Origin of the sequence: Bacteroides sp. DH3716P, assembly GCF_025914115.1 — a bacterium.
Taxonomy (GTDB): Bacteria; Bacteroidota; Bacteroidia; order Bacteroidales; family Bacteroidaceae; genus Bacteroides; species Bacteroides ovatus.
Window position 1 is genome coordinate 5,682,049 of sequence record NZ_CP083673.1, and the last position, 21,105, is coordinate 5,703,153.

16 protein-coding genes are annotated in these 21,105 nt (G+C 42.6%); 4 read left to right on the forward strand and 12 right to left on the reverse strand.

What is annotated here, in order from left to right:
* On the reverse strand, positions 1–912 hold the full coding sequence (locus KQP79_RS21755; RefSeq protein WP_004308867.1) for an SDR family oxidoreductase: 912 nt from the start codon (positions 910–912) through the stop codon (positions 1–3).
* 138 nt (positions 913–1,050) lie between these two features.
* On the opposite strand from KQP79_RS21755, the gene KQP79_RS21760 reads away from it, so the two are divergent.
* Positions 1,051–2,220, forward strand: coding sequence for an RtcB family protein (locus KQP79_RS21760; protein ID WP_004308868.1), 1,170 nt, complete (start codon positions 1,051–1,053; stop codon positions 2,218–2,220).
* Positions 2,221–2,492: 272 nt separating this feature from the next.
* Here the strand turns inward: KQP79_RS21760 and KQP79_RS21765 are convergent, their stop codons facing one another.
* The 3 genes from KQP79_RS21765 to KQP79_RS21775 all read right to left on the reverse strand — a co-directional run bounded on the left by KQP79_RS21765 (position 2,493) and on the right by KQP79_RS21775 (position 5,995).
* Entirely contained in the window at positions 2,493–3,776 is a 1,284-nt protein-coding gene (locus KQP79_RS21765; protein ID WP_004308869.1) for a clostripain-related cysteine peptidase, read from the reverse strand.
* Between the two features lie 386 nt (positions 3,777–4,162).
* Complete coding sequence (locus tag KQP79_RS21770; protein WP_004308870.1) at positions 4,163–5,062, reverse strand: helix-turn-helix domain-containing protein; 900 nt, start codon at positions 5,060–5,062, stop codon at positions 4,163–4,165.
* Between the two features lie 30 nt (positions 5,063–5,092).
* Positions 5,093–5,995, reverse strand: coding sequence for a helix-turn-helix domain-containing protein (locus KQP79_RS21775; RefSeq protein ID WP_004295775.1), 903 nt, complete (start codon positions 5,993–5,995; stop codon positions 5,093–5,095).
* Positions 5,996–6,199: 204 nt separating this feature from the next.
* Here KQP79_RS21775 and KQP79_RS21780 point away from each other — a divergent pair, with 204 nt between their 5' ends.
* Positions 6,200–7,207: an SDR family oxidoreductase gene (locus KQP79_RS21780; RefSeq protein WP_004295777.1), complete on the forward strand. Its 1,008-nt coding sequence runs from the start codon at positions 6,200–6,202 to the stop codon at positions 7,205–7,207.
* A 139-nt stretch (positions 7,208–7,346) separates the two neighbouring features.
* Here KQP79_RS21780 and KQP79_RS21785 read toward each other — a convergent pair whose 3' ends face one another.
* The 4 genes from KQP79_RS21785 to KQP79_RS21800 form a co-directional block, all read right to left on the reverse strand.
* Complete coding sequence (locus tag KQP79_RS21785) at positions 7,347–7,895, reverse strand: hypothetical protein (RefSeq protein ID WP_004295778.1); 549 nt, start codon at positions 7,893–7,895, stop codon at positions 7,347–7,349.
* An 81-nt stretch (positions 7,896–7,976) separates the two neighbouring features.
* Entirely contained in the window at positions 7,977–8,750 is a 774-nt protein-coding gene (locus tag KQP79_RS21790; RefSeq protein WP_004295779.1) for a hypothetical protein, read from the reverse strand.
* A gap of 23 nt (positions 8,751–8,773) precedes the next feature.
* Positions 8,774–9,469, reverse strand: coding sequence for a response regulator transcription factor (locus KQP79_RS21795; RefSeq protein WP_004295780.1), 696 nt, complete (start codon positions 9,467–9,469; stop codon positions 8,774–8,776).
* Positions 9,470–9,481: 12 nt separating this feature from the next.
* Positions 9,482–10,999, reverse strand: a complete 1,518-nt coding sequence (locus KQP79_RS21800) for a sensor histidine kinase (RefSeq protein ID WP_004295781.1) — start codon at positions 10,997–10,999, stop codon at positions 9,482–9,484.
* Positions 11,000–11,131: 132 nt separating this feature from the next.
* Between KQP79_RS21800 and KQP79_RS21805 the strand changes: the two genes are divergently transcribed.
* A complete protein-coding gene (locus tag KQP79_RS21805; RefSeq protein ID WP_004295782.1) occupies positions 11,132–13,240 on the forward strand; it encodes an outer membrane beta-barrel family protein in 2,109 nt (702 codons plus the stop codon).
* 175 nt (positions 13,241–13,415) lie between these two features.
* Here the strand turns inward: KQP79_RS21805 and aspD are convergent, their stop codons facing one another.
* Both aspD and aspT read right to left on the reverse strand, forming a co-directional pair.
* Positions 13,416–15,059 (reverse strand): aspartate 4-decarboxylase, encoded by a 1,644-nt coding sequence (gene aspD / locus KQP79_RS21810; RefSeq protein ID WP_004295783.1) that lies wholly within the window; start codon positions 15,057–15,059, stop codon positions 13,416–13,418.
* A 22-nt stretch (positions 15,060–15,081) separates the two neighbouring features.
* On the reverse strand, positions 15,082–16,776 hold the full coding sequence (aspT, locus tag KQP79_RS21815) for an aspartate-alanine antiporter (protein WP_004295784.1): 1,695 nt from the start codon (positions 16,774–16,776) through the stop codon (positions 15,082–15,084).
* A gap of 167 nt (positions 16,777–16,943) precedes the next feature.
* On the opposite strand from aspT, the gene KQP79_RS21820 reads away from it, so the two are divergent.
* Complete coding sequence (locus KQP79_RS21820; protein WP_004295785.1) at positions 16,944–18,611, forward strand: formate--tetrahydrofolate ligase; 1,668 nt, start codon at positions 16,944–16,946, stop codon at positions 18,609–18,611.
* A gap of 338 nt (positions 18,612–18,949) precedes the next feature.
* Here the strand turns inward: KQP79_RS21820 and glyA are convergent, their stop codons facing one another.
* Positions 18,950–20,230: a serine hydroxymethyltransferase gene (gene glyA / locus KQP79_RS21825; RefSeq protein ID WP_004295787.1), complete on the reverse strand. Its 1,281-nt coding sequence runs from the start codon at positions 20,228–20,230 to the stop codon at positions 18,950–18,952.
* Positions 20,231–20,364: 134 nt separating this feature from the next.
* A complete protein-coding gene (locus tag KQP79_RS21830) occupies positions 20,365–21,102 on the reverse strand; it encodes a porin family protein (protein WP_004295789.1) in 738 nt (245 codons plus the stop codon).
* Positions 21,103–21,105 lie beyond the last annotated feature (3 nt).

Below are 21,105 nucleotides of genomic sequence, written 5' to 3' on the forward strand. Positions count from 1 at the left end.
TTATAATTTATCCCAGTTCGCAAGAATTTCTTTTAACTTTTGGGGCCTGTATCCGAGCATTGTCCGGGCTTTATCAATACTCATACCACTGAAGCGGGGACGGGGAGTGCTTTCATTCATTTCTTCTGTGGTGGTAGGATGGATAAGAGAACGGTCGAGTTTCATATAATCTGCTACCTGGTAGGCAATCTCTGCAATGGTCATACATTCATCGCCACAGATGTGGAAGATGCCATTCGCCGTATGTTCTATTAAACGTAGCACTCCATCCGAAACGTCTCCAACATAGGTTGGTGTCCGCCATTGATCGGATACGACACGTATTTCTTGTCCGGCTTTCAGACGGTTCATTACTAGCTGTACAATATTACCGTGTTGTCCCGGCAGTGCCTTGCCATAAACGATTTCTACACGGACAATGGCATAACTGCTGCAAGTTTCTGCCACTCTCTCTTCTCCTTTCCATTTGGTATATCCGTAGTAGTTGACCGGGGCAGGGAGGTCTTTTTCTGTATATAACAGCCCGGCAGTTTCGTTTATCTTTCCATCAAAAACAAAGTCCGTAGATAAATGAATGAACCGGCTTTTGTATTCTTCGCATAAATCGGCCAGTTGGCCTACTGCGGTAACATTGGTAAGATAGGCTTCTTCATGATGCGTTTCGCAATAGTCCGGCACGGACAGAGCGGAGCAATTAATGACTACATCGGGTTGAACCTCTTTGAAGAGATGACTAACGTCCGCTTCATTCCGTATATCTGTTTCGATGAAACGATAATCCTCCGCGTTATTGGGAAGAATATCCGGATGCAGGGAGCAGCCCGTCAGCTTGTATTGTTTACAAGCAGATAAATCATTTACAATCTGGCGTCCGGTGAATCCGTTGGCGCCGATAATTAATATCTTCTTCATTAGGTTCTATATATAGATGTTATAGATTATTTCTACAAAAATAAAAAATAATATCAACTACGCAAATAGATTTCGTACTTCCCTTCTTACTTTGCTCCCGATAACGAGATTTATATGAATTGATAAAAGAAAAGATGTATGGAAAAAGTAATTATGGGAACACGTTTACCCGCTAAACTTTGGTTGGATGAAGTAGAGGACTCTTGTATGTCGCAGATCATGGATTTGACTTCACTGCCTTTTGCATTTAAACATATTGTCATCATGCCTGATGCGCATGCGGGAAAAGGAATGCCTATTGGCGGTGTGTTGGCTACCAATAGCGTGATTGTTCCCAATGCTGTGGGAGTGGATATCGGTTGTGGTATGTGTGCGATTAAGACGAATCTAAAAGCGGAAGGTTTTAGTTATACGGATTTGACTTCCATTATGTCGAAGATTCGTGCAGTTGTTCCTTTGGGATTCGATCATCAGAATAAAAAGCAGGATCAGGAATTGCTTCCGCAAGGATTCGACTTTGAAGAGATGCCTGTTTTGAAGAATCAGTACGAGGCTTGTTTGAAGCAGATAGGAACTCTGGGAGGTGGAAATCACTTTATTGAGATTCAAAAAGATACCGCGACGTCTGATGTTTGGGTGATGATTCACTCCGGAAGCCGTAACATTGGTTTGAAGGTTGCCAATCACTATAATAAGATTGCGCAATATTGGAATGAGAAATGGTATTCTGAAATGGTATCGGGACTAGCTTACCTGCCAATGGAGACACAGATGGCAAAGGATTATTTCCGTGAAATGAATTACTGTGTGGCCTTTGCCTTTGCCAACCGTCAGTTGATGATGACTCGTATTTGTGAAGCCATCCAGGCAGTGAAACCTGAAACGGACTTTGATCCTATGATTAATATTGCCCATAACTATGCAGCTTGGGAGAATCACTTCGATCAGGATGTGATTGTACACCGAAAAGGTGCTACGCGTGCCTATGAGGGCGAGATCGGTATTATCCCCGGATCTATGGGTACCAAGTCTTATATTGTTGAGGGACTGGGTAATCCGGAGAGTTTCAAAAGCTGTTCGCATGGTGCAGGTCGATTAATGGGAAGAAAGGATGCCTGTCGCCGTTTGTCACTGGATGAAGAGAAGGAGAGAATGGATCAGCAAGGTATCATTCACGGACTTCGTTCGCAGAACGAACTGGATGAAGCACCGGGAGCTTATAAAGATATTGCGCAAGTGATAGCGAATGAGCGGGACTTGGTGAAGCCGTTGGTGGAGCTGGCTCCAATGGCGGTGATTAAGGGATAATGTCATGCCATGTTTAAAGGAGTATCTAGCGTATGGACATAAAAAAAGGAGCAACGCCTTGCTCCAACCTTTGTTAACCTTAAATCTAATACTATGAAAAACACAATGCAAAGATACAGACTATTGCGAAATTAGCAAATAATCCAAGAAAAAAAGTATGTTTTATAACATTGATTAAGAATTGGTTTTCTCAATTCAATTTTTATTAAGAGATTTGACAGACCACATGTGAAGAATCAACTCTCTACCACCGTATGCTTCTTAGAGTAGATTTAATGAGTGGCAATATACCACGCTGTTTCGTTCTTTTTTGAAGCACCCGGATTAGTGCTTGGGTCGGAAATCGTGATTCCGGAGAAAGTATTGATATCAATTCTTTCTCCATAGTAGGAGGAAGAGATTGCTGTAAAATACTGTTTGGTATTCCTTTTAAAGGGTACAGTGCGTTTCAGCTGTTCGTTGAATTGTTCTAATAGATCCGGATCGGAACATAGTTTGGAAACGTAATCGCCGTAATCAAAGAATATGGTAGGCGTATATCCGTCTAATCTTTGTAATTCGCCCGTTAATTCTTCGTTAAACGTATAACGCTGATTTATTTCTTTCATAATAGCCGCCAGGTTGTCTAATTCCGAGCAATCAGTAACACCGATTGTTCCGCAGGGAGTCACATAATTTGAATAAAAAGAATAGAAACCGTCACAGACCTTTTCGTAATCTATATTTCCGATTAAGTACTGGCCTATCTTGTCGTATGGCATCCCATAGGCCATTATTTCACTTGTAGAAGCTATCAAGTGGCTTGTTACGTTTTTAAGGTCATAGGCAACCTCTACCGTAGACATATAGCAGTCATCGAAAAGTATATATTCCATCTTTAGGCCCGCGTTCGAAATACCTCCGGCAAGCGTAGTAATATCAGTTTGATATTTCGTTTGTGTTCCTCCAAAAAAACGTGTCATCGGTGCATGTTCATAATCCCAGTGCTTTTTACTAATCTGCAAGCTGCTGCGTGAAACTGCTCTCGATACAGGTATCCATCCCATTCCGTGACATCCGATAATCATTGCATATCGTTTGGCGGGAGCATAGGTTTGTACATCGTTCAAAATAGAAGTGATGCCCTCTGCGGTTGTATAGGTAGGATCCGGATAATCGTAGTTTTTTAAAGTCTTCTGTACACTTTTGCCATTCTCATAGACAAGTTCGGAGAGAGTGGCTTTGGTGGCCGATGTACATATAAATACGATCACCCGTTCATTCTTCAATATATTGTTTCCGATGATACTTTTCAAATCGGCAATGTTCTGATAGAAAAAAGAAGTGAGATTGTTCGACCAGGGTAGATACATGAACACCGTCTGTTCATTATTCGAACGAACAACAGGATCAGTCGGATCGGGATCTGTCGGATCAGTAGTTGAGTCATCCGTTTGCCTTGTAGTTGGAGAGGTAGAAACAGGATCCTCTTTCTCACATGAAATCATGCCAAAAGAAAGAAATAATACAAAGAGGATTGATTTCATCAGACGATAATATGGTTGCATTGTTTCCATTATTCTACAAGGATTAAATAATCTTTTTATATGTAACGTAAAAAGAGAACCTTTTGATCTGTCTTATCGAGACATAATTGACATCTCTCTTTTTGCAAAGTTATTGAAAAATAGCGTAATTCCTATATTATCATGAATAAGAAAAAGGAGAGAGCTTACGTATAGACATAAAAAAAAGGAGCAACGCCTTGCTCCAACCTTTGTTAACCTTAAATCTAATACTATGAAAAACACATTGCAAAGATACGGACTATTGCGAAATTAGCAAATATTCCAAGAAAAAAAGTATGTTTCATAACATAGATTAAGAATTTGATATTCCAATTCAAATTTTATTAAGACTTTTTGATTGCTTTATCTTCCTCTAATCCCTTTGACATATACTTTCAATTAGGTATCCTGAAATCATTCGGAGAACAACCTGTGATTTTCTTAAATAACCGGCTGAAATACTGTGGATTCTGAAAACCCAGCTCTTGCGTTATCTGATTGATTGTTTTATCAGTATTCACCAACCAATCTTTGGCAATCTCGAAGCGTTTGAACTCGATATACTCTTTAAATGATTTCCCCGTTTCATACTTCAGTAAGTCGTTGAAATATTCAGGAGACAAATGAAGCAGGTTCGCGCAATACTTATGTGAAAGTATATCGACAGTCGGTACCTGTTTCGTCTCGAAATGGTTATTTATGATTTTATCGAATTGTTTGATAATCGTTTTATTCGCTTCATTACGTGTAATGAATTGGCGTTCGTAGAAACGGATACAGTAATCCAGCAATAATTCTATATACTTGGAAACTATCTTCTTGCTATGTCGGTCAATGCAACGTTCGAGTTCCTGGTTTATTTTATCCATAAACCCCAGAATGATTTGCTTCTCGCGCAAAGATATATGTAATGCTTCTTCAGGCAGATAAGAGAAGAAAGTATAGTTATGTATATTAAGTCCGAGCGGAGTGCCACAAATCAGATCGGGATGAAAAGCCAATATCCATCCTTTGGAAGGAAAATTCTTACTGTTTTCCTTCATATTGATAGACTCTCCGGGACTAAGGAAGAGCAAAGTACCATCCGAAAAATCATAATACTGGTGACCATACATATACGCTTCACATTTACACTCACTCAATAGAATCGTATAAAAGTCGAACTTGATGCCCGCATGAGCTGACAAGTCAGCCTTTGAGAGATCGATGACACTTACCAGCGGGTGTAGTGTCTTACTCCCCAGGCAACAATTGCATTGATGCACGGTTCCTATTTTGAGTACTTTATCTCCCATGATGTTGAGACTCCTGTATCTAAAATACGTCTAGTTTTTTTGTTTATATTCGTTCGGGGTGCAGCCGACATGCTTTTTAAATAACCGACTGAAGTGCTGTGGATATTGAAATCCCAGTTCATAAGCTACCTGGCTGACAGTTTGAACACCTTCCAGTATTCTTTCTTTGGCCAGTTCGATAATCCGGCACTGGATATATTCCTGTGCAGTTTTTCCGGTTTCCTTCTTTATCAGGTCCCCGAAATAATTAGGAGAGAGGCATGCCTTGTCTGCAAAGTATTTCACGGATGGCAGTCCTTCGGTCATTGCCACCTGATTTTGGAAATATTCGTCCAGTAATTGCTCGAATTTAACGACTATATCTTTATTCGCCTGATTGCGTGTAATGAACTGCCGTTCGTAGAAACGCATACAGTAATCCAATAGCAGTTCGATATTCCGTACGATAAGTTGCTTGCTATGCTTGTCGATAGTATGCTCCAGTTCGAGCCGGATTTTATGTATGCAATCGGTTACGATTTCTCTTTCCTGATCTGAAAGATGCAATGCCTCATTTACCTCGTAAGAGAAAAAAGTATAGTTTTTGATATTCTGTCCTAATGAAGTTCCACGGATTAAATCGGGGTGGAATAAAACCCCAATCGACTTGGTACGGGGAGCCGTTCGGTTACGGTTGTCTATTCCGCTCACTTGTCCCGGTGCCATACAGACAACCGTTCCTTCCTGATAATCGTAATTCTTACGTCCGTATGTGAGATCCCCGCATTTGGCATCTTTCAGGAACAGACAATAGAATCCGATGTTCATACGGATATACTCAACCGACTTGGTAGCTTTTGAGAAGTCGATTACATTAACTAAAGGGTGCAATGTCTCCAGTCCAAACAACTGGTCATACTGATCGACGGTTTCAATTTTTGTTATTTCATCCATATGCTTTGTTATTAATCTGATACAAAGATAAAACATTTGGAGGTATCTTTTTTATTTCATACCTCAAATCAGTAATAAGGGTACAAGAATCAGTAATCTGTATACTACATAAACTTGCGGGCGGAAAAATAAATGGCAATGATTGCTGGAAGTAAGTCATGGAATTGATATATTTGCTCCGGAGAATATAAAAAAACAGGTTTTATGAAAGCATTATTCATTGGAGGAACGGGTACTATCAGTACAGATGTAGTTGCATTGGCGCAACAGAGAGGGTGGGAGATTACTCTCCTTAACCGCGGCTCAAAAAAAATGCCGGAAGGAATTCACAGTATCATTGCGGATATTAATGATGAAGAAGCTGTGGCAAAAGCCATCGCACTTGAACATTACGATGTGGTTGCGCAATTCATCGGTTATACGGCAGAAGACGTAAAGCGTGATATCCGCCTGTTTCAGAATAAAACGCGGCAATACATCTTTATCAGCAGTGCCTCTGCCTATCAAAAGCCATTAACCGATTATCGCATTACCGAAAGCACCCCTCTGGTCAATCCCTACTGGCAGTATTCCAGAAACAAGATAGAAGCGGAAGAAGTATTGATGTCAGCCTACCGGACAAGTGGCTTTCCGGTGACCATCGTTCGTCCCAGCCATACCTATAACGGAACCAAACCTCCCGTAGCCGTACATGGAGATAAGGGAAACTGGCAGATTCTCAAACGGATTCTTGACGGAAAACCTGTCATTATTCCCGGTGATGGCTCCTCTTTGTGGACACTGACTCACTCCAAAGATTTTGCCAAAGGCTATGTCGGACTGATGGCGAATCCACATGCCATTGGGAACGCTTTTCATATCACTACCGATGAAAGTATGACTTGGAATCAGATTTACCAGACAATCGCCGATGCGTTAGGCAAACCTCTGAACGCATTGCACGTAGCATCCGATTTCCTTGCCAAACATAGCGATCATTATGATTTCAGGGGGGAACTCTTAGGAGATAAAGCGGCTACGGTTGTTTTCGATAATTCGAAGATAAAGCGGCTCGTCCCAGATTTTATATGCCATATCTCTATGGCGGACGGATTGCGGCAAGCTGTACATTATATGCTTTCTCATCCGGAAACTCAAACACCCGATCCGGAATTTGATTCGTGGTGTGACCGTATAGCCAATGCAATCAGTGCGGCAGACAAAGCCTTCTGATTTTCCTGATTTTAATAAGTACCTGCCACTAATTAATTGCTATTTTTTAGGCACGGATTACACGGATTAACGCGGTTATTTTTCAGCAATGATAACCCTAAAGACCGTGACATACGTGTAATCCGTGCCTAATTATTATTTAATAAGGAACATTTCTTCCTTGCTGCACCTCAATTCGTATTCCGAAATTACCATTGGCAGATTTCAGTTCGAACGCTCCCCGGAAATTATTCCTTTCCCAAGGCATAGCGCTACGGTTAGGCACCCGCCAGCCATCCTTGTTGTAATCTCCGTAAGTATTGATTCTCATTCCGTTTTTCAGTTTGAAAGATCCCATCTGCATAAACTGTGGAGAAGAAGACAATCCCCAACCATATCCGTATCCAAAACCGGCAAACCCGGAGTAAGAAGACGAAGAAAAAGAGTCGGTGAATCCTTGAGAATAGGTAATATCCGTGTTTAAACGAAAGAGCTGATTATAATCTTTCGTCATATTAGGCATATCTAAATTAAACTTGGGAAGTTCGGGAGTTGCTACGTTCATTAACCCCATATCCAGCAGAAAACCACCAAACTCTTTGATATTGGTAGATGGAGCACGACGAATACTATCGGAAGGAATTTCCGACTGTGCGGATGCAAAACCGACCGATAATATCAGCGAAAGAAATAGAATCAGTTTTTTCATCTTCGTAAAGGTTGATTTACCACAAAGATAGATAATTTCCACCTGACTATCCGCTTCCGTTATGTTTTCTTAGAAAAAAACTTATCTTTTCAATTTAATCACCGGATAAACGACAGGAGCCGTCTCCCATTTCCTTTTCATCGGGTTGTATGAGCGTTCCATACCTCCATGGAGTTCGATATAATCGTTGAACTTGATTTCAAGCATCATGCCATAACCGCTTTGCGGATAGATAGGAGTGAGATATCCCTGCGAAGCATTTCGTTCGCCATTCACAGAATATTCGCCGAAAGCCCGTATACGCAGAAATTTATTAATCCGGTAAGCGGCCGAACCGCTAAAACCAAAATCATTTCTGGCACCATGTTGGAAAGAAGGCATTGTGTACTTGGCACTGAACAGCCCACCTGAAAGCTCCCATCGTTCATTAGGGGCATACGTATAAATGGCACCTACCTGAATATGCGTCCCCATGGTAGGATACGTATTATGCAAACTATACGTACTTAAATAGCTGTTAGCATTGATCCCGAAAATATCCGACCGATTATAGTCACGGCTGAAGGGATCGAAAGAAGTACCCAGTCTGGGAGTAGGCCAGGGAGTATCCATAAATTCGGGAGGAGATATATGAAGCGTCATGCTATCCGTTTGAATGGTTGGCTTCCTGTCGTTCGGCGTTATATTCATATCGGGTAAGATGAAGCCCTCCTTATCCATATTTAATGGCTGCTTTTGCTCCGGTGGCAGAAGAACCGCACGGCCGATGCTATCCTTTTTTACTTCCACCTGTTGCGCAAATGCGGTACAGGTACAAAGTAAAAACATAAATCCTGTGAACTGTCTTTTATTCATGGCACTTTGCGGTGTTAAAGAGTTTAGTTGACAATCAGTTTATAACCGATTCCCCGTACATTGACAATACGTATCTGTTCATCTTGCGAGAGTTTATGCCGCAATTTGGTAATGAACACATGCAAGCTTCGGGAATTGAAAAAACTGTCGTCTCCCCAAAGTTCGAGCAAGACATCCTGCGTGTTGACCACCTGATTCCGGTTTTCGCAAAGCCGTTTCAAGATTTCCGATTCACGATGAGAGAGTTCCTGTCTCGTTCCTGCGTGTAATAAAGTTTGTGCAACAGGATCAAACAGATAACTTCCTATCTCAAAATGATTGGCAACCTTATTCTCTGTGAAGAGAAAAGCCTTTCCCATCAGTGCTTTGATTCGGATAATCAGCTCTTGTATACCGAAAGGTTTTTTCAGGTAATCATTCGCTCCGAGTTCAAACCCCTCCACCACATCATTGATGGCCGAACGGGCAGTCAGGAATAAGACAGGAGTCTGTTTATCCGTCTGGCGGATGCGACGTACCATTTCAAAGCCATCCATTTTCGGCATCATCACATCGGCTACAAGTACATCCGGATGAAGTTCGAAGAAAAGGCTTAGTCCTTCCTCACCGTCATTCGCCGTATGAATGATAAAATCATTTTCTTCAAGTGTATCCTTGATAATCATGGCGAGCGTCTGTTCGTCTTCTACCAGTAATACGGTAATTTTGTTTTTACTCATGATTTTATGGGTTTATAAAGTAATGGTAAAAGTGCTTCCTTTGTCCGGTTCACTTTTTACGGTGATAGTTCCTCCATGTTTTTCGACCATACTCTTGACATAGAACAGTCCTAGTCCGTAACCTTTTATATTATGAAGATTACCCGTCGGGACCCGGTAGAATTTATCAAATATGTGCTTTTGTTTATCAAGTGGAATCCCGATTCCCCGGTCGGTAACGCTGACGGTTACTGTCCCCCCAGTCTGTCGGCAGGAAATAGACAATTCGGCTTCCTCTTTCGAGTATTTCACTGCATTATCTATCAGGTTACTGATGATGTTGCTGAAATGCGTACGGTCGGCTACAATGACAAGCGTTTCCGGTTGAATATCCAATTCGATATGTACAGGCTTGTCCGCTTTTAGCTGGTGCTGCTCCATGAGCGGAGTAATCAACTCCTTCAGGTTGATTTCCTCCGGATGCAAACGAAACGTTTTGCGACGCTCCATTCCCATGGATAAAATCTGTTCCACCAGCCCGCTAAGCCTTTGCAACTGCTCCTGACTGATGCGTAGATACTGGTCGCGCTTGCTTTTCTCTTCCGCCTGGTTAAAGTTCAGTAATGCGTCATTAGCCGCATAGGCTACGGCAATGGGAGTCTTTAATTCGTGCGTGATATTATTGGTAAAATCACTTTTCATTTCATCCAGCGTTTTCTGTTTCAGAAGCGTCCGGATAAGGAACCAGAAAGAGAATCCGAGAATCAGAAGAATTACAAATGAAGTGACCAGAATACCTGTCATCTGCTTTAACACCAATGAATTGATCGGCTCGAACACCAGTTGGTAGCGTTGGCTGTGATGCATATTAAATTCATAGTCATAGCGGATTGCCTTGGGACTGGGAATATAACTGCTATCTCCCGCAATACCTAATGTATCGGTATATACAATGGAAGAATCGGCACTGATTCCGGTATAAATCAAAAGAGTGTGATGAGGAATAGAGAGATTATGCTCTTTCATCACATGGGTGAGCAAACTGTCATATCGCTGCAGGTTGACATCTATATAAGTGTCCACACCCGAATGAATACCCTGCTGAATACTCATTAACAGCTCCTTTAGCGAATCTTGCTTTTTCAATAACACATCCAGCCCGTTCTCGCTACTTGCAACAGGTGTAGAATCTTCCGGAGCGTTACCAACGGCCTTTACCGTATCCGTAGTAGTTTCTGTCCGGGAGTGTATCGTATCCTGACGGCTACTATCCGTATAAGAAATCGTTTGTTTAGTCACTAATGAATTGCCGTCCGCATCATATCCGGCTGATACCGTCAGCGAACCGTGTTCCACATTATCTTTTTGCAAATCATTTACCCGGAGCACGACCTCGTTAAAGTCACTCGTCCGCATCGCATCTCTGATATTGCTCTCCATTTCCATCTTCATAGACCGGTAAAGCCCTGTCAACCAATAAGCTTGATAAACAAAGATTCCGATTAATGAGCAGATAACCAGTATGACAATATGTTTTAGTGGTAATTTCATACTGACAAAGATAATAGGAAACTATTCTTATTCTTCTCTTTGATAAGACTAAATAACACTAGATAAGCCAGTGATAACGCAAATTTTCATTTTTTCTACCGTATTTTGTCGTATTCCAAAAATAAAGACGAAATGAAACGGATTAATTTACTATTTATGTCTCTTCTATGTGTGTGGATATCCGCTACAGCACAAGTCGGACAACAGTCACAGGAACCTGTCGACAGTATCAAGAATATAGGTTATATGGATAGTTTGTTTCAGGAACTGCCCGAAGTGATGATTATAGGTGAACGCCCTATCGTGAAAGCCGAACAAGGCAAACTCGTGTATGACGTGCCGAGACTGGTGGGCAACCTGCCTGTGGATAATGCCTATGATGTTGTGAAAAATCTTCCGGGTATAGTAAATATGAATAATAGTCTGATGTTGGGAGGACAGGAGGTAACTGTTGTCATCAACGGAAAAGTGACCACTCTGTCTGCCGAACAATTGGATGCTTTATTAAAATCGATTCCTGTCAGCCGGATTGAAAAGGCGGAAGTGATGTATTCCGCTCCGGCACGCTATCAGGTACGCGGACCGATGATTAACCTGATATTAGCACCCGGCACAGGACAAGCATCTTCCCTTCAAGGAGAACTCTATACAGCTTTTAACCAACATCACTACGAATCTTTGGCAGAACGTGGAAGTCTTCTGTACTCCGGACGTAAATTCTCTGCAGATCTTCTTTACTCTTACTCTTATGATCGTGACCGAAGGATTACGGAGAAAGAAGCACTTCACACATTAGCCGATGGTTCAGCGCATCAGATGGATATGGATGAAATAATGACTTCCCGTACCAACAGTCATCAGATACGTCTCGGAATGGATTACTCTCTAGCAGAAGATCATCTGTTAAGCCTGGTCTACACAACAGCTTTTACCGATTCCAAACATTATTCCATAGCTACCGGTGCGCAAAACTCTGTTACCGATTCACAGGGAGACAGCCAGCTCCATAACGCAAAGTTAGATTATCAAACCCCTTTCGGGCTGAAAGCTGGAGTGGCATTTACATCCTATCATTCTCCTGGCAGCCAATTATTATATAGCACGATGGGAACAGAGACAATGAATTTCTTAAGCCGCGATAAACAACAAATCAATCAATGGCGTTTTTATGCCGGGCAAGAACATACCTTAGGCAAAGGGTGGGGATTGAATTATGGTATGGCTTACACGACCGCCTTAGACCATAGTTACCAGAAATATTACGATCCTGAAACAGACCACTTACTGCCGGATAATAATATGGCCTCCCGCCGTCGCGAACAAACCCTGAATGTTTATGCAGGACTGAATAAGAGCTTTGGCGATAAACTCTCGGCCGATGTTTCCCTGGCAGCAGAGCAATATCATACAGATATCTGGAATGGATGGAGCCTCTATCCGGTAGCTAATCTGACTTATATGCCTGCCGCCGGACATGTCCTGCAACTCTCATTGAGTAGTGATAAGGAATATCCTGAATACTGGAGCGTGCAGAACTCTATTTCTTACATGGGAGCCTATTCTGAAATTCAAGGTAATCCCTATCTTAAACCTGCAACGAACTATGAAACGAGTTTCACTTATATATTGAAAAGCAAGTACGTCTTTTCTGCCTTTTATAGCTATACAAAAAACAACGAAATGCAAACCCTTTACCAGTCACCTGAACGTTTGGTGGAGATTTACAAGCTCTTCAACTTTGATTTTTCATCGCAGGCCGGATTAATGATGACAGTTCCCTTCAAGGTAAAAAAATGGCTGGACTCCCGTATTACAGCCATCGGCTTTCGCTATCGCCAAAAAGACAGTGATTTTTGGGATATCCCGTTTGACCGTAAACTATATACATTTGTGTTGACGATGAACAACACCTTTACCCTTTCCACAAAACCCGACTTAAAATTCACTTTGACCGGATTCTATCAAAATAGAGCCATCCAGGGTATTTTCGATCTTCCCCGTTCGGGAAACCTGGATGCGGCACTTCGTTACACCTTTGCAAAAGGAAAAGCACAACTAACCTTGAAGTGTGATGATATATTCAACACTTCTACCGTTTCGACACAAGTTCGCTACGGATTGCAGAATGTAAAGAACCATTATATGCGGACCACCCGTACATTCGGCGTTTCGTTTAACTATAAGTTTGGGGGATACAAAGAGAAGAAAAGGGAAGAAGTAGATACCTCCCGTTTTAAATAAACGCTAATTAATTTTTAGACATAAGAGCGAGAAAAATTTCAGACATAAGAACAAAAGAACATAAATGCTGCGCTTTGAAAATTATTTCTGTTGTTTATTTAACTGCTATTTTATTTTTTGTTCTTATGTTCTTCTGTCTGAATTAAATTCTCATTTATAAAATGAACTACTTAGTTCATTCTTTTGATGCTTTCCATGTTTGGGCATATTCTTCCAACACACACTTGATGCTTTGTCCGATTTTCACATAATCGGCCTCATTCAAATTGGCTAGTGACACACGCACACTCCATTTCGGTCCGGCAAAGCCACCACCATTCAACAGAACGAGTGAAGTTTCGTTTGCCAGGCGGAAAACCACATCCAATGGATTGTAGGTCTTTTGCAGATAAGTAACGAAGTCATCCCCATAGAATTTCTTCGCCCATACCAGCATATCAATCTCCGAATAATATCCGGCACGCAGCGGATCTTCTACCAGTGTGAAACCTGTATTATCCCACAATGCATGCAGGCGGCGATGAATAATTTCCTGCATCTTGGCTTTATAACTGTCCTCTTTATCCAAAAGCGAGAAGAGGGCAAACAAACTCATCTGTATCTGTTGGGGCAGGGAAAGCCCTGCAGTATGATTCAGCGCAATTTGTCGGCTGTCAGCCACCATGCGGTCAATAAATTTCATCTTTTCCGGTTGCAGGCTAAGGCTGGAATAACGTTTGTTTAATATTGATTTCTGCTCCTCCGACAGGCGGGCAATCATTTTGTCGTAGATGTTGTCTTCGTGTAGAGCGATCACAGCGGTTCTCCATCCTGTAGCTCCGAAATATTTGGAGAACGAATAAACGCAAAGCGTATTGTGCGGCAACTCTGCCATCAATGAACGGAAATGAGGAATAAACGTTCCGTACACATCATCCGTGATAATCATCAGGTTCGGATTATCATTCTTCACAATGTTGATGATACGTTCGGTAGTCTCTTTGCTAAGTGCATAGCTGGGCGGGTTGCTCGGATTGGTGATAAACAACGCTTTGATCCGCGGATCTTTCAGCTTGTCTATATCTTCATCCTTATACTGCCAGGTATGTAAACCGTCAGGAGTCATCTGGTCGGCAGAAATTTCGGTAACGTCGAACTGATAGCGTCGCAGTTCCGGGATTTCTATATAAGGAGTGAACACAGGAACCATCAAAGCAATAGCATCCCCCTGGTTCAACAGGAAATTCTCTTGCAAAGAATCGAACAGATAACACATGGCTGCTGTACCTCCTTCAGTCGCGAAAAGGTCAAAAGTTCCTTTCGGCGGACGGCGGTCACACATCTCTTGCGCCAGGTAATCCTGTACGATTAACTCCGTAAAATGTAAAATACGGTCGGGCACAGGATACTGGTCGCCAATCACCGATTCCGCCCATTCGTGAATAAGCGTATCCGGATCGGCAGCATGTTCCATCAGCATATAATTATAGCCCTCTTTCAACAGGTTAGCACCGGGAGCTTTCTCGTTTTCTTTCAGGAAAGCCTCGAAACGGGCAGCAATTCCCGCCTTTTGCGGAATACCTGCTATTCCTTCTTCCAGTGAAAACGCATGACGACATTCGCAAAGGCCGAATTGTCCCAGCAGAAAAAAGGCTTCGCGTGGTTCGGTAGCAATCCAGTTCGGGTTACCTCTTCCGGCATTCAACATGGTATGTGCTATCTTCTTGATACTTTCATCTGCCATATTGATCAGTTTGTTTTTCAGCTCGAACGGGCTGATCGTTTCCATTTTCTTGGCATAACTTTTGGTAATGGCAGGGTTATTTGTTTTCTTTTCCATAATGATATTTATTTATATAGTTTTACATAAGTAGTACGATGACAACTCCCCAGATAATCAGGAGCGTATTGCCGACTGCATACGTCACCGTATATCCTAATGCCGGTGTGTCGCTTTCCACTGCATCCTGAATAGCTCCCAATGCAGCTGTTGTAGTACGTGCTCCTGCCGTACATCCCAATGACAGGGCAGGGTGGAATTTGAACAAGTATCTCGCCATCAGCAATCCGGCGAGGAGAGGAATGGCCGTTGCCAATGCGCCGACGATAAACAGACTGACGCCTACTTCCTTGAATCCGGCAATGAAACTGGGACCTGCGGCGATACCGACCACTGCGATAAACATATTCAGTCCTACATTATTCAATACCCATAAAGAAGGTTCGGGGATACCTCCGAAAGTAGGATGCTTGCTGCGTAGCCAACCGAACAGAAGTCCGGCTATCAATGCGCCGCCACTGGTAGAAAGACTGATAGGAACACCTCCCAGATGAATAGCCAGTGCACCGAAAAGACCACCGAGCAAAATACCCAATCCAACGAAGATCATATCCGTCTGGTTGGTAGGCCGGTCAATATAGCCCATTTGTTTGGCAGCACTTTCCACTTCATGTTTAAGACCGGTAAGTTCGAGAATATCTCCCGAATCTACAATCGTTTTAGGCAATACCGGAACATTGATTCCGGCACGTTTGATATTCCGGATACTAACCCCGTGCATAAACTTCTGCGCCCTGATTTTGGAAACCGTTTCTCCGGCAAAAGTCCGGTGGGTCACCATTACAGGAAGAGTTTCTGCAGGGAAGTCGAGTAATTGTGCATCAATCACTTCCGGACCGATCCAGTCTTCTTCTCCAATCACAAATTCACGGCGTCCGCTAAGTACCACTTCGTCATTCTTATGAAGAATCAGGTTCGGATCTACTTCCTTCACCACTCTTTTTTGACGAATCCGTTCTACAAACAGCCGTTTATCATTTTTACATAGATAAGCTTCGAGTTCACTGACTTTCTTTCCTTTGTCAAACCATTCATTGGTGATTTTATAAGCACGGAACACAACCGGACGAAGAGCCGGGGAAAATCCGGGTTCGTCAGCTTCCGATGTTCCCATTTGAGCCTCCAATTCCTTGCAGTCGGCCTTCACCTTATCCAGTCCACCCAGCATTTTAGGGCCGAGAGAAGCCAGAATCCACGCCGAACCGGCCGTTCCGAAAATATAAGTTACGGCATACGCTACCGGAATTGCATTGATGAACGTGGCTTTCTGTGCATCGCTGATTCCCAGCTGGTTGATCGTATCGCTTGCCACGCCGATAACGGCGGATATTGTTTGTGAGCCTGCCAACAGTCCGGCAGCTTCTCCTACATGATATCCCATGATTTTGGCCAGTATCCACGGGGCTACCAGACTGACAATACACATCAGTACGGCAAATCCCACTTGTGGCAGGCCGTCTTTCTTCAATCCGCGGAAAAACTGCGGACCTACCTTATAGCCAACGGCAAATAAGAAAAGCAGAAAGAACACAGCTTTCATCGGACCATCTACAGTGATATTCAGTTGTCCGACCAATACTCCGACCAGAAGAACGCTGGTGACTGTCCCCAAGGAGAATTTCCCTATTTTGAGTCTGCCAAGCCAGAACCCGGCAAAGAGCGTCAGGAAAATAGCAAGTTCAGGATGTACCCTTAGTTGATTAATAATCCATTCCATAATTAAGTTGTTGTTTTAGGTTATGTCATTTACAACAGTTATAGCGTAAAAAGAGTTTGTTGTGTTATGAAAAATAGAGATATAATATCCGTCGAACTTTAAATTTCTCTATTTCGCTTTTTTGTTATACTTTTGTTCCTTCAAAAATAAAACTAATCATATTCTGTATGAAATCAGACATAGAAATAGCTCGCAGTATTGAGCTGAAGAAGATTAAGCAAGTTGCCGAAGGTATCGGAATCCCTCGTGAGGAAGTGGAGAATTATGGCCGCTACATAGCAAAGATCCCCGAACAACTGATTGATGAAGAGAAAGTGAAGAAAAGCAATCTCATTCTGGTAACTGCTATCACAGCAACCAAAGCGGGCATTGGCAAAACTACAGTATCTATCGGTCTCGCTTTGGGATTGAATAAAATTGGAAAGAATGCGATTGTCGCTCTTCGCGAGCCGTCTCTCGGTCCATGTTTCGGAATGAAGGGAGGAGCAGCCGGTGGGGGATATGCACAAGTGCTTCCGATGGACAAAATTAACCTCCATTTTACCGGAGATTTTCATGCCATCACTTCTGCCCATAACATGATTTCCGCCCTGCTCGATAATTATCTCTATCAGAACCAGGCAAAAGGTTTCGGATTGAAAGAAATTCTTTGGCGGAGAGTGCTTGACGTGAACGACCGTTCGTTGCGCAGCATCGTTGTCGGCCTCGGACCTAAATCGAACGGGATTACCCAAGAGTCCGGTTTCGATATTACTCCTGCTTCGGAGATTATGGCAATTCTTTGCCTTTCCAAAGATGTGAGTGATCTGCGTCGCCGTATTGAAAATATCCTGTTGGGCTTCACGTATGACGACCAACCTTTTACTGTGAAAGATTTGGGAGTGGCAGGAGCCATCACTGTGTTGTTGAAAGATGCTATCCATCCTAATTTAGTGCAGACTACCGAAGGAACCGCTGCTTTTGTACATGGTGGTCCGTTTGCTAATATCGCACATGGTTGTAACTCTATTCTGGCCACTAAATTGGCAATGTCTTTCGGTGATTATGTAATAACAGAAGCCGGATTCGGTGCCGATCTCGGTGCAGAAAAATTCTATAATATCAAATGCCGCAAGAGCGGACTCCAACCACGTCTCACGGTGATTGTCGCTACGGCACAAGGATTAAAGATGCACGGAGGTGTCAGTCTCGACCGTATCAAAGAGCCGAATATGGAAGGCTTGAAAGAAGGATTGCGTAATCTCGACAAACACGTTCGTAACCTTCGCTCATTCGGTCAGACCATCATCGTAGCTTTCAATAAGTTTGCATCCGATACGGATGAAGAAATGGAATTACTGCGCGAACATTGCGAACAGTTGGGAGTGGGTTTCGCCATTAACAATGCGTTCAGTGAAGGAGGAGAGGGAGCAGTAGATATGGCCCGTCTGGTAGTAGATACCATAGAGAACAATCCGTCCGAATCTTTACGCTACACTTATAAAGAAGAAGATAGCATACAGCAGAAGATTGAAAAGGTAGCCACTAATATTTACGGAGCCAGCGTTATTACTTATAGCAGTATTGCCCGCAACCGTATCAAACTGATCGAGAAAATGGGAATTACTCATTATCCGGTTTGTATTGCGAAAACACAATATTCATTTTCTGCCGATCCAAAGATTTATGGTGCGGTAAACAACTTCGAGTTCCATATTAAAGATATTGTTATCAATAACGGAGCTGAAATGATTGTAGCCATTGCCGGAGAAATTCTTCGTATGCCGGGATTACCCAAGGAGCCGCAGGCATTGCACATCGATATTGTGGATGGAGAAATAGAAGGATTGAGCTAAAATATATACCTCAAAAAAATATTCCGGTATGATGCCGGTAAAATAAATCCCCGTCTTTCCCTATGAAATAAAATGTGGAAAGACGGGGATGACTGTATATAGAGTCCAGTGCGCTTCTGTTTTCTCTTCTTGCACACTGTACGGTTGAATTCGTCCTTGCTATGAGTGATATATGACATCATATATTTCTTTTATAGTAAGAAAAACGAAAATATGGACAGATGGTTCGGGCGGGACCGTTAATAAATAAAAAAAGCCTGCTCCTTTCACAAAGAGCAGACCTTATAAATAAGAAATAAAGCTGATAACAGTGAAGCTATTAGCTTTGAAATCGTTTTTTAATAAGCAAAAAGAGGATATTTCTTCATTGTCTCATTGACACGTGCACGTACTTGTGCAATAACTTCCTCATTTTCTACGTTAGACAATACAGTCTCGATCATTTCAGCAATTTCGAGCATCAAATCTTCTTTTGCACCACGAGTTGTGATAGCAGGAGTACCCAAACGGATACCGGAAGTCTGGAAAGCTGAACGGCTGTCGAACGGAACCATGTTCTTGTTAACAGTAATATCGGCAGAAACCAATGCTTTTTCTGCCACTTTACCTGTCAGTTCAGGATATTTGCTACGCAGGTCGACCAACATAGAGTGGTTGTCTGTACCACCGGAAACGATAGTAAAGCCACGGTCAATCAAAGCCTGTGCAAGTACAGCAGCGTTCTTTTGTACTTGTTTAGCATATTCCTTAAATTCAGGTTGCAGGATTTCACCGAAAGCAACTGCTTTAGCAGCAATTACATGTTCCAACGGTCCGCCTTGAACCCCTGGGAATACGGCAGAATCCAGTAATTGAGACATCATCTTGATCTCACCTTTCGGAGTGGTCTTTCCCCACGGATTGGGGAAATCCTTACCCATCATGATGACACCACCACGAGGTCCGCGAAGTGTTTTATGTGTAGTAGAAGTGACGATATGTGCATATTTAACCGGATTTTCGAGCACTCCGGCAGCGATCAGGCCGGCAGGGTGAGCCATGTCAATCATCAGGATAGCGCCTACTTTGTCGGCGATTTCACGCATACGTTTGTAATCCCATTCACGAGAGTATGCAGAACCACCACCGATAATCATTTTCGGTTTCTCACGTAGAGCGACTTCTTCCATCTGGTCGTAGTCAACGCGTCCAGTTTCCTGATTCAGGTTATATTCGCAAGGAGTATAGATGATACCGGAAGTGTTTACCAGTGAGCCATGAGAAAGGTGTCCGCCGTGTGCAAGATTTAATCCCATGAATTTGTCGCCCGGATTCAGAACTGCGAGGAAAACAGCAGCATTAGCTTGTGCTCCCGAGTGTGGTTGTACGTTTGCCCATTCCGCGCCAAAAATTTCTTTCAGGCGGTCGATAGCGATTTGTTCGCTTTGGTCTACTACTTCGCAACCTCCGTAATAACGTTTGCCGGGATAACCTTCTGCGTACTTGTTAGTCAGGCAAGAACCCATTGCCTGCATAACCTGGTCACTCACAAAATTTTCTGATGCAATAAGCTCGATTCCTTTCAACTGACGTTGATGCTCTTTTTCGATGATGTCGAAAATGATGTCGTCTCTTTTCATTCTTTTATAAGTAAGATTAAATTTCTAATTCGAGATACCTATTTTAAGCGCACAAAGTTAATGAAAATAAATAAAGAATGAAGGAAGTACAAGAAAAATGTTAGTAAAAAGCCGGATTTAATGATATTTTATTCTTAAAGGATGAATCCCAGCGAAAAACTTAACGCGCTGTCACGGCGACGGAAAATAATGTTGCTCACTCCTGTGCTGCCGTCGGAATTGATATTGTCGTAAATGATGGACTTGGAGATATTTCCGATGCCTTGCTCGTAGCGGAAATCGAAAAAGATACGGGAGATGTTGACGCCTACACCGATCACTGCACTGACATTGAACGGATACAGCCTTTCGTGAATCCCTTTTTGGTCAAAATTCTTAAAAGTGATTTCATTGTGTTTTCCCCATAAGTAGCGAAGTTTGGGGCCTGCGAAGATAGACATTCCGTAAGGCCCTTTTTTCACCACATTATAGCCGTATAAAATAGGGAAATCCACACTGTGCAACACCGATTGCACGGAAGCATAATCAGGCTCGATGGCAGGATGCTGCGAACCGAGCTTATCGAAAGTGATCTCACATTTGCTTACATTATAGGACACTTCCGGCTGAATGAAATGCTTCTTCATGTTGATGCGCATAAAGAGGGCGCCGAAATAACCTATCTTGTAGTTATTCTGCACCTCATCGATAGTTACATCCTTAATTTTCAGTTCAGACACCATGAACATGGAAGAGTTGAATCCCGCCTTGATACCGATATTTATTTTTTTTGTATTGGGGCGGTCTACTTTTTCTGCGTTATAGTTCTGGCCGACAGCCGTGCAGGCTATAGCTAACAAACCGGGAAGGATGAATTTACGCAGCATATTCATGGC

Bases quoted from the DNA above. Each gene is read 5' to 3' on its own strand.
- KQP79_RS21755 (WP_004308867.1), bottom strand. From the start codon at position 912: ATGAAGAAGATATTAATTATCGGCGCCAACGGATTCACCGGACGCCAG.
- KQP79_RS21760 (WP_004308868.1), top strand. From the start codon at position 1,051: ATGGAAAAAGTAATTATGGGAACACGTTTACCCGCTAAACTTTGGTTG.
- KQP79_RS21765 (WP_004308869.1), bottom strand. From the start codon at position 3,776: ATGGAAACAATGCAACCATATTATCGTCTGATGAAATCAATCCTCTTT.
- KQP79_RS21770 (WP_004308870.1), bottom strand. From the start codon at position 5,062: ATGGGAGATAAAGTACTCAAAATAGGAACCGTGCATCAATGCAATTGT.
- KQP79_RS21775 (WP_004295775.1), bottom strand. From the start codon at position 5,995: ATGGATGAAATAACAAAAATTGAAACCGTCGATCAGTATGACCAGTTG.
- KQP79_RS21780 (WP_004295777.1), top strand. From the start codon at position 6,200: ATGAAAGCATTATTCATTGGAGGAACGGGTACTATCAGTACAGATGTA.
- KQP79_RS21785 (WP_004295778.1), bottom strand. From the start codon at position 7,895: ATGAAAAAACTGATTCTATTTCTTTCGCTGATATTATCGGTCGGTTTT.
- KQP79_RS21790 (WP_004295779.1), bottom strand. From the start codon at position 8,750: ATGAATAAAAGACAGTTCACAGGATTTATGTTTTTACTTTGTACCTGT.
- KQP79_RS21795 (WP_004295780.1), bottom strand. From the start codon at position 9,469: ATGAGTAAAAACAAAATTACCGTATTACTGGTAGAAGACGAACAGACG.
- KQP79_RS21800 (WP_004295781.1), bottom strand. From the start codon at position 10,999: ATGAAATTACCACTAAAACATATTGTCATACTGGTTATCTGCTCATTA.
- KQP79_RS21805 (WP_004295782.1), top strand. From the start codon at position 11,132: ATGAAACGGATTAATTTACTATTTATGTCTCTTCTATGTGTGTGGATA.
- aspD (WP_004295783.1), bottom strand. From the start codon at position 15,059: ATGGAAAAGAAAACAAATAACCCTGCCATTACCAAAAGTTATGCCAAG.
- aspT (WP_004295784.1), bottom strand. From the start codon at position 16,776: ATGGAATGGATTATTAATCAACTAAGGGTACATCCTGAACTTGCTATT.
- KQP79_RS21820 (WP_004295785.1), top strand. From the start codon at position 16,944: ATGAAATCAGACATAGAAATAGCTCGCAGTATTGAGCTGAAGAAGATT.
- glyA (WP_004295787.1), bottom strand. From the start codon at position 20,230: ATGAAAAGAGACGACATCATTTTCGACATCATCGAAAAAGAGCATCAA.
- KQP79_RS21830 (WP_004295789.1), bottom strand. From the start codon at position 21,102: ATGAATATGCTGCGTAAATTCATCCTTCCCGGTTTGTTAGCTATAGCC.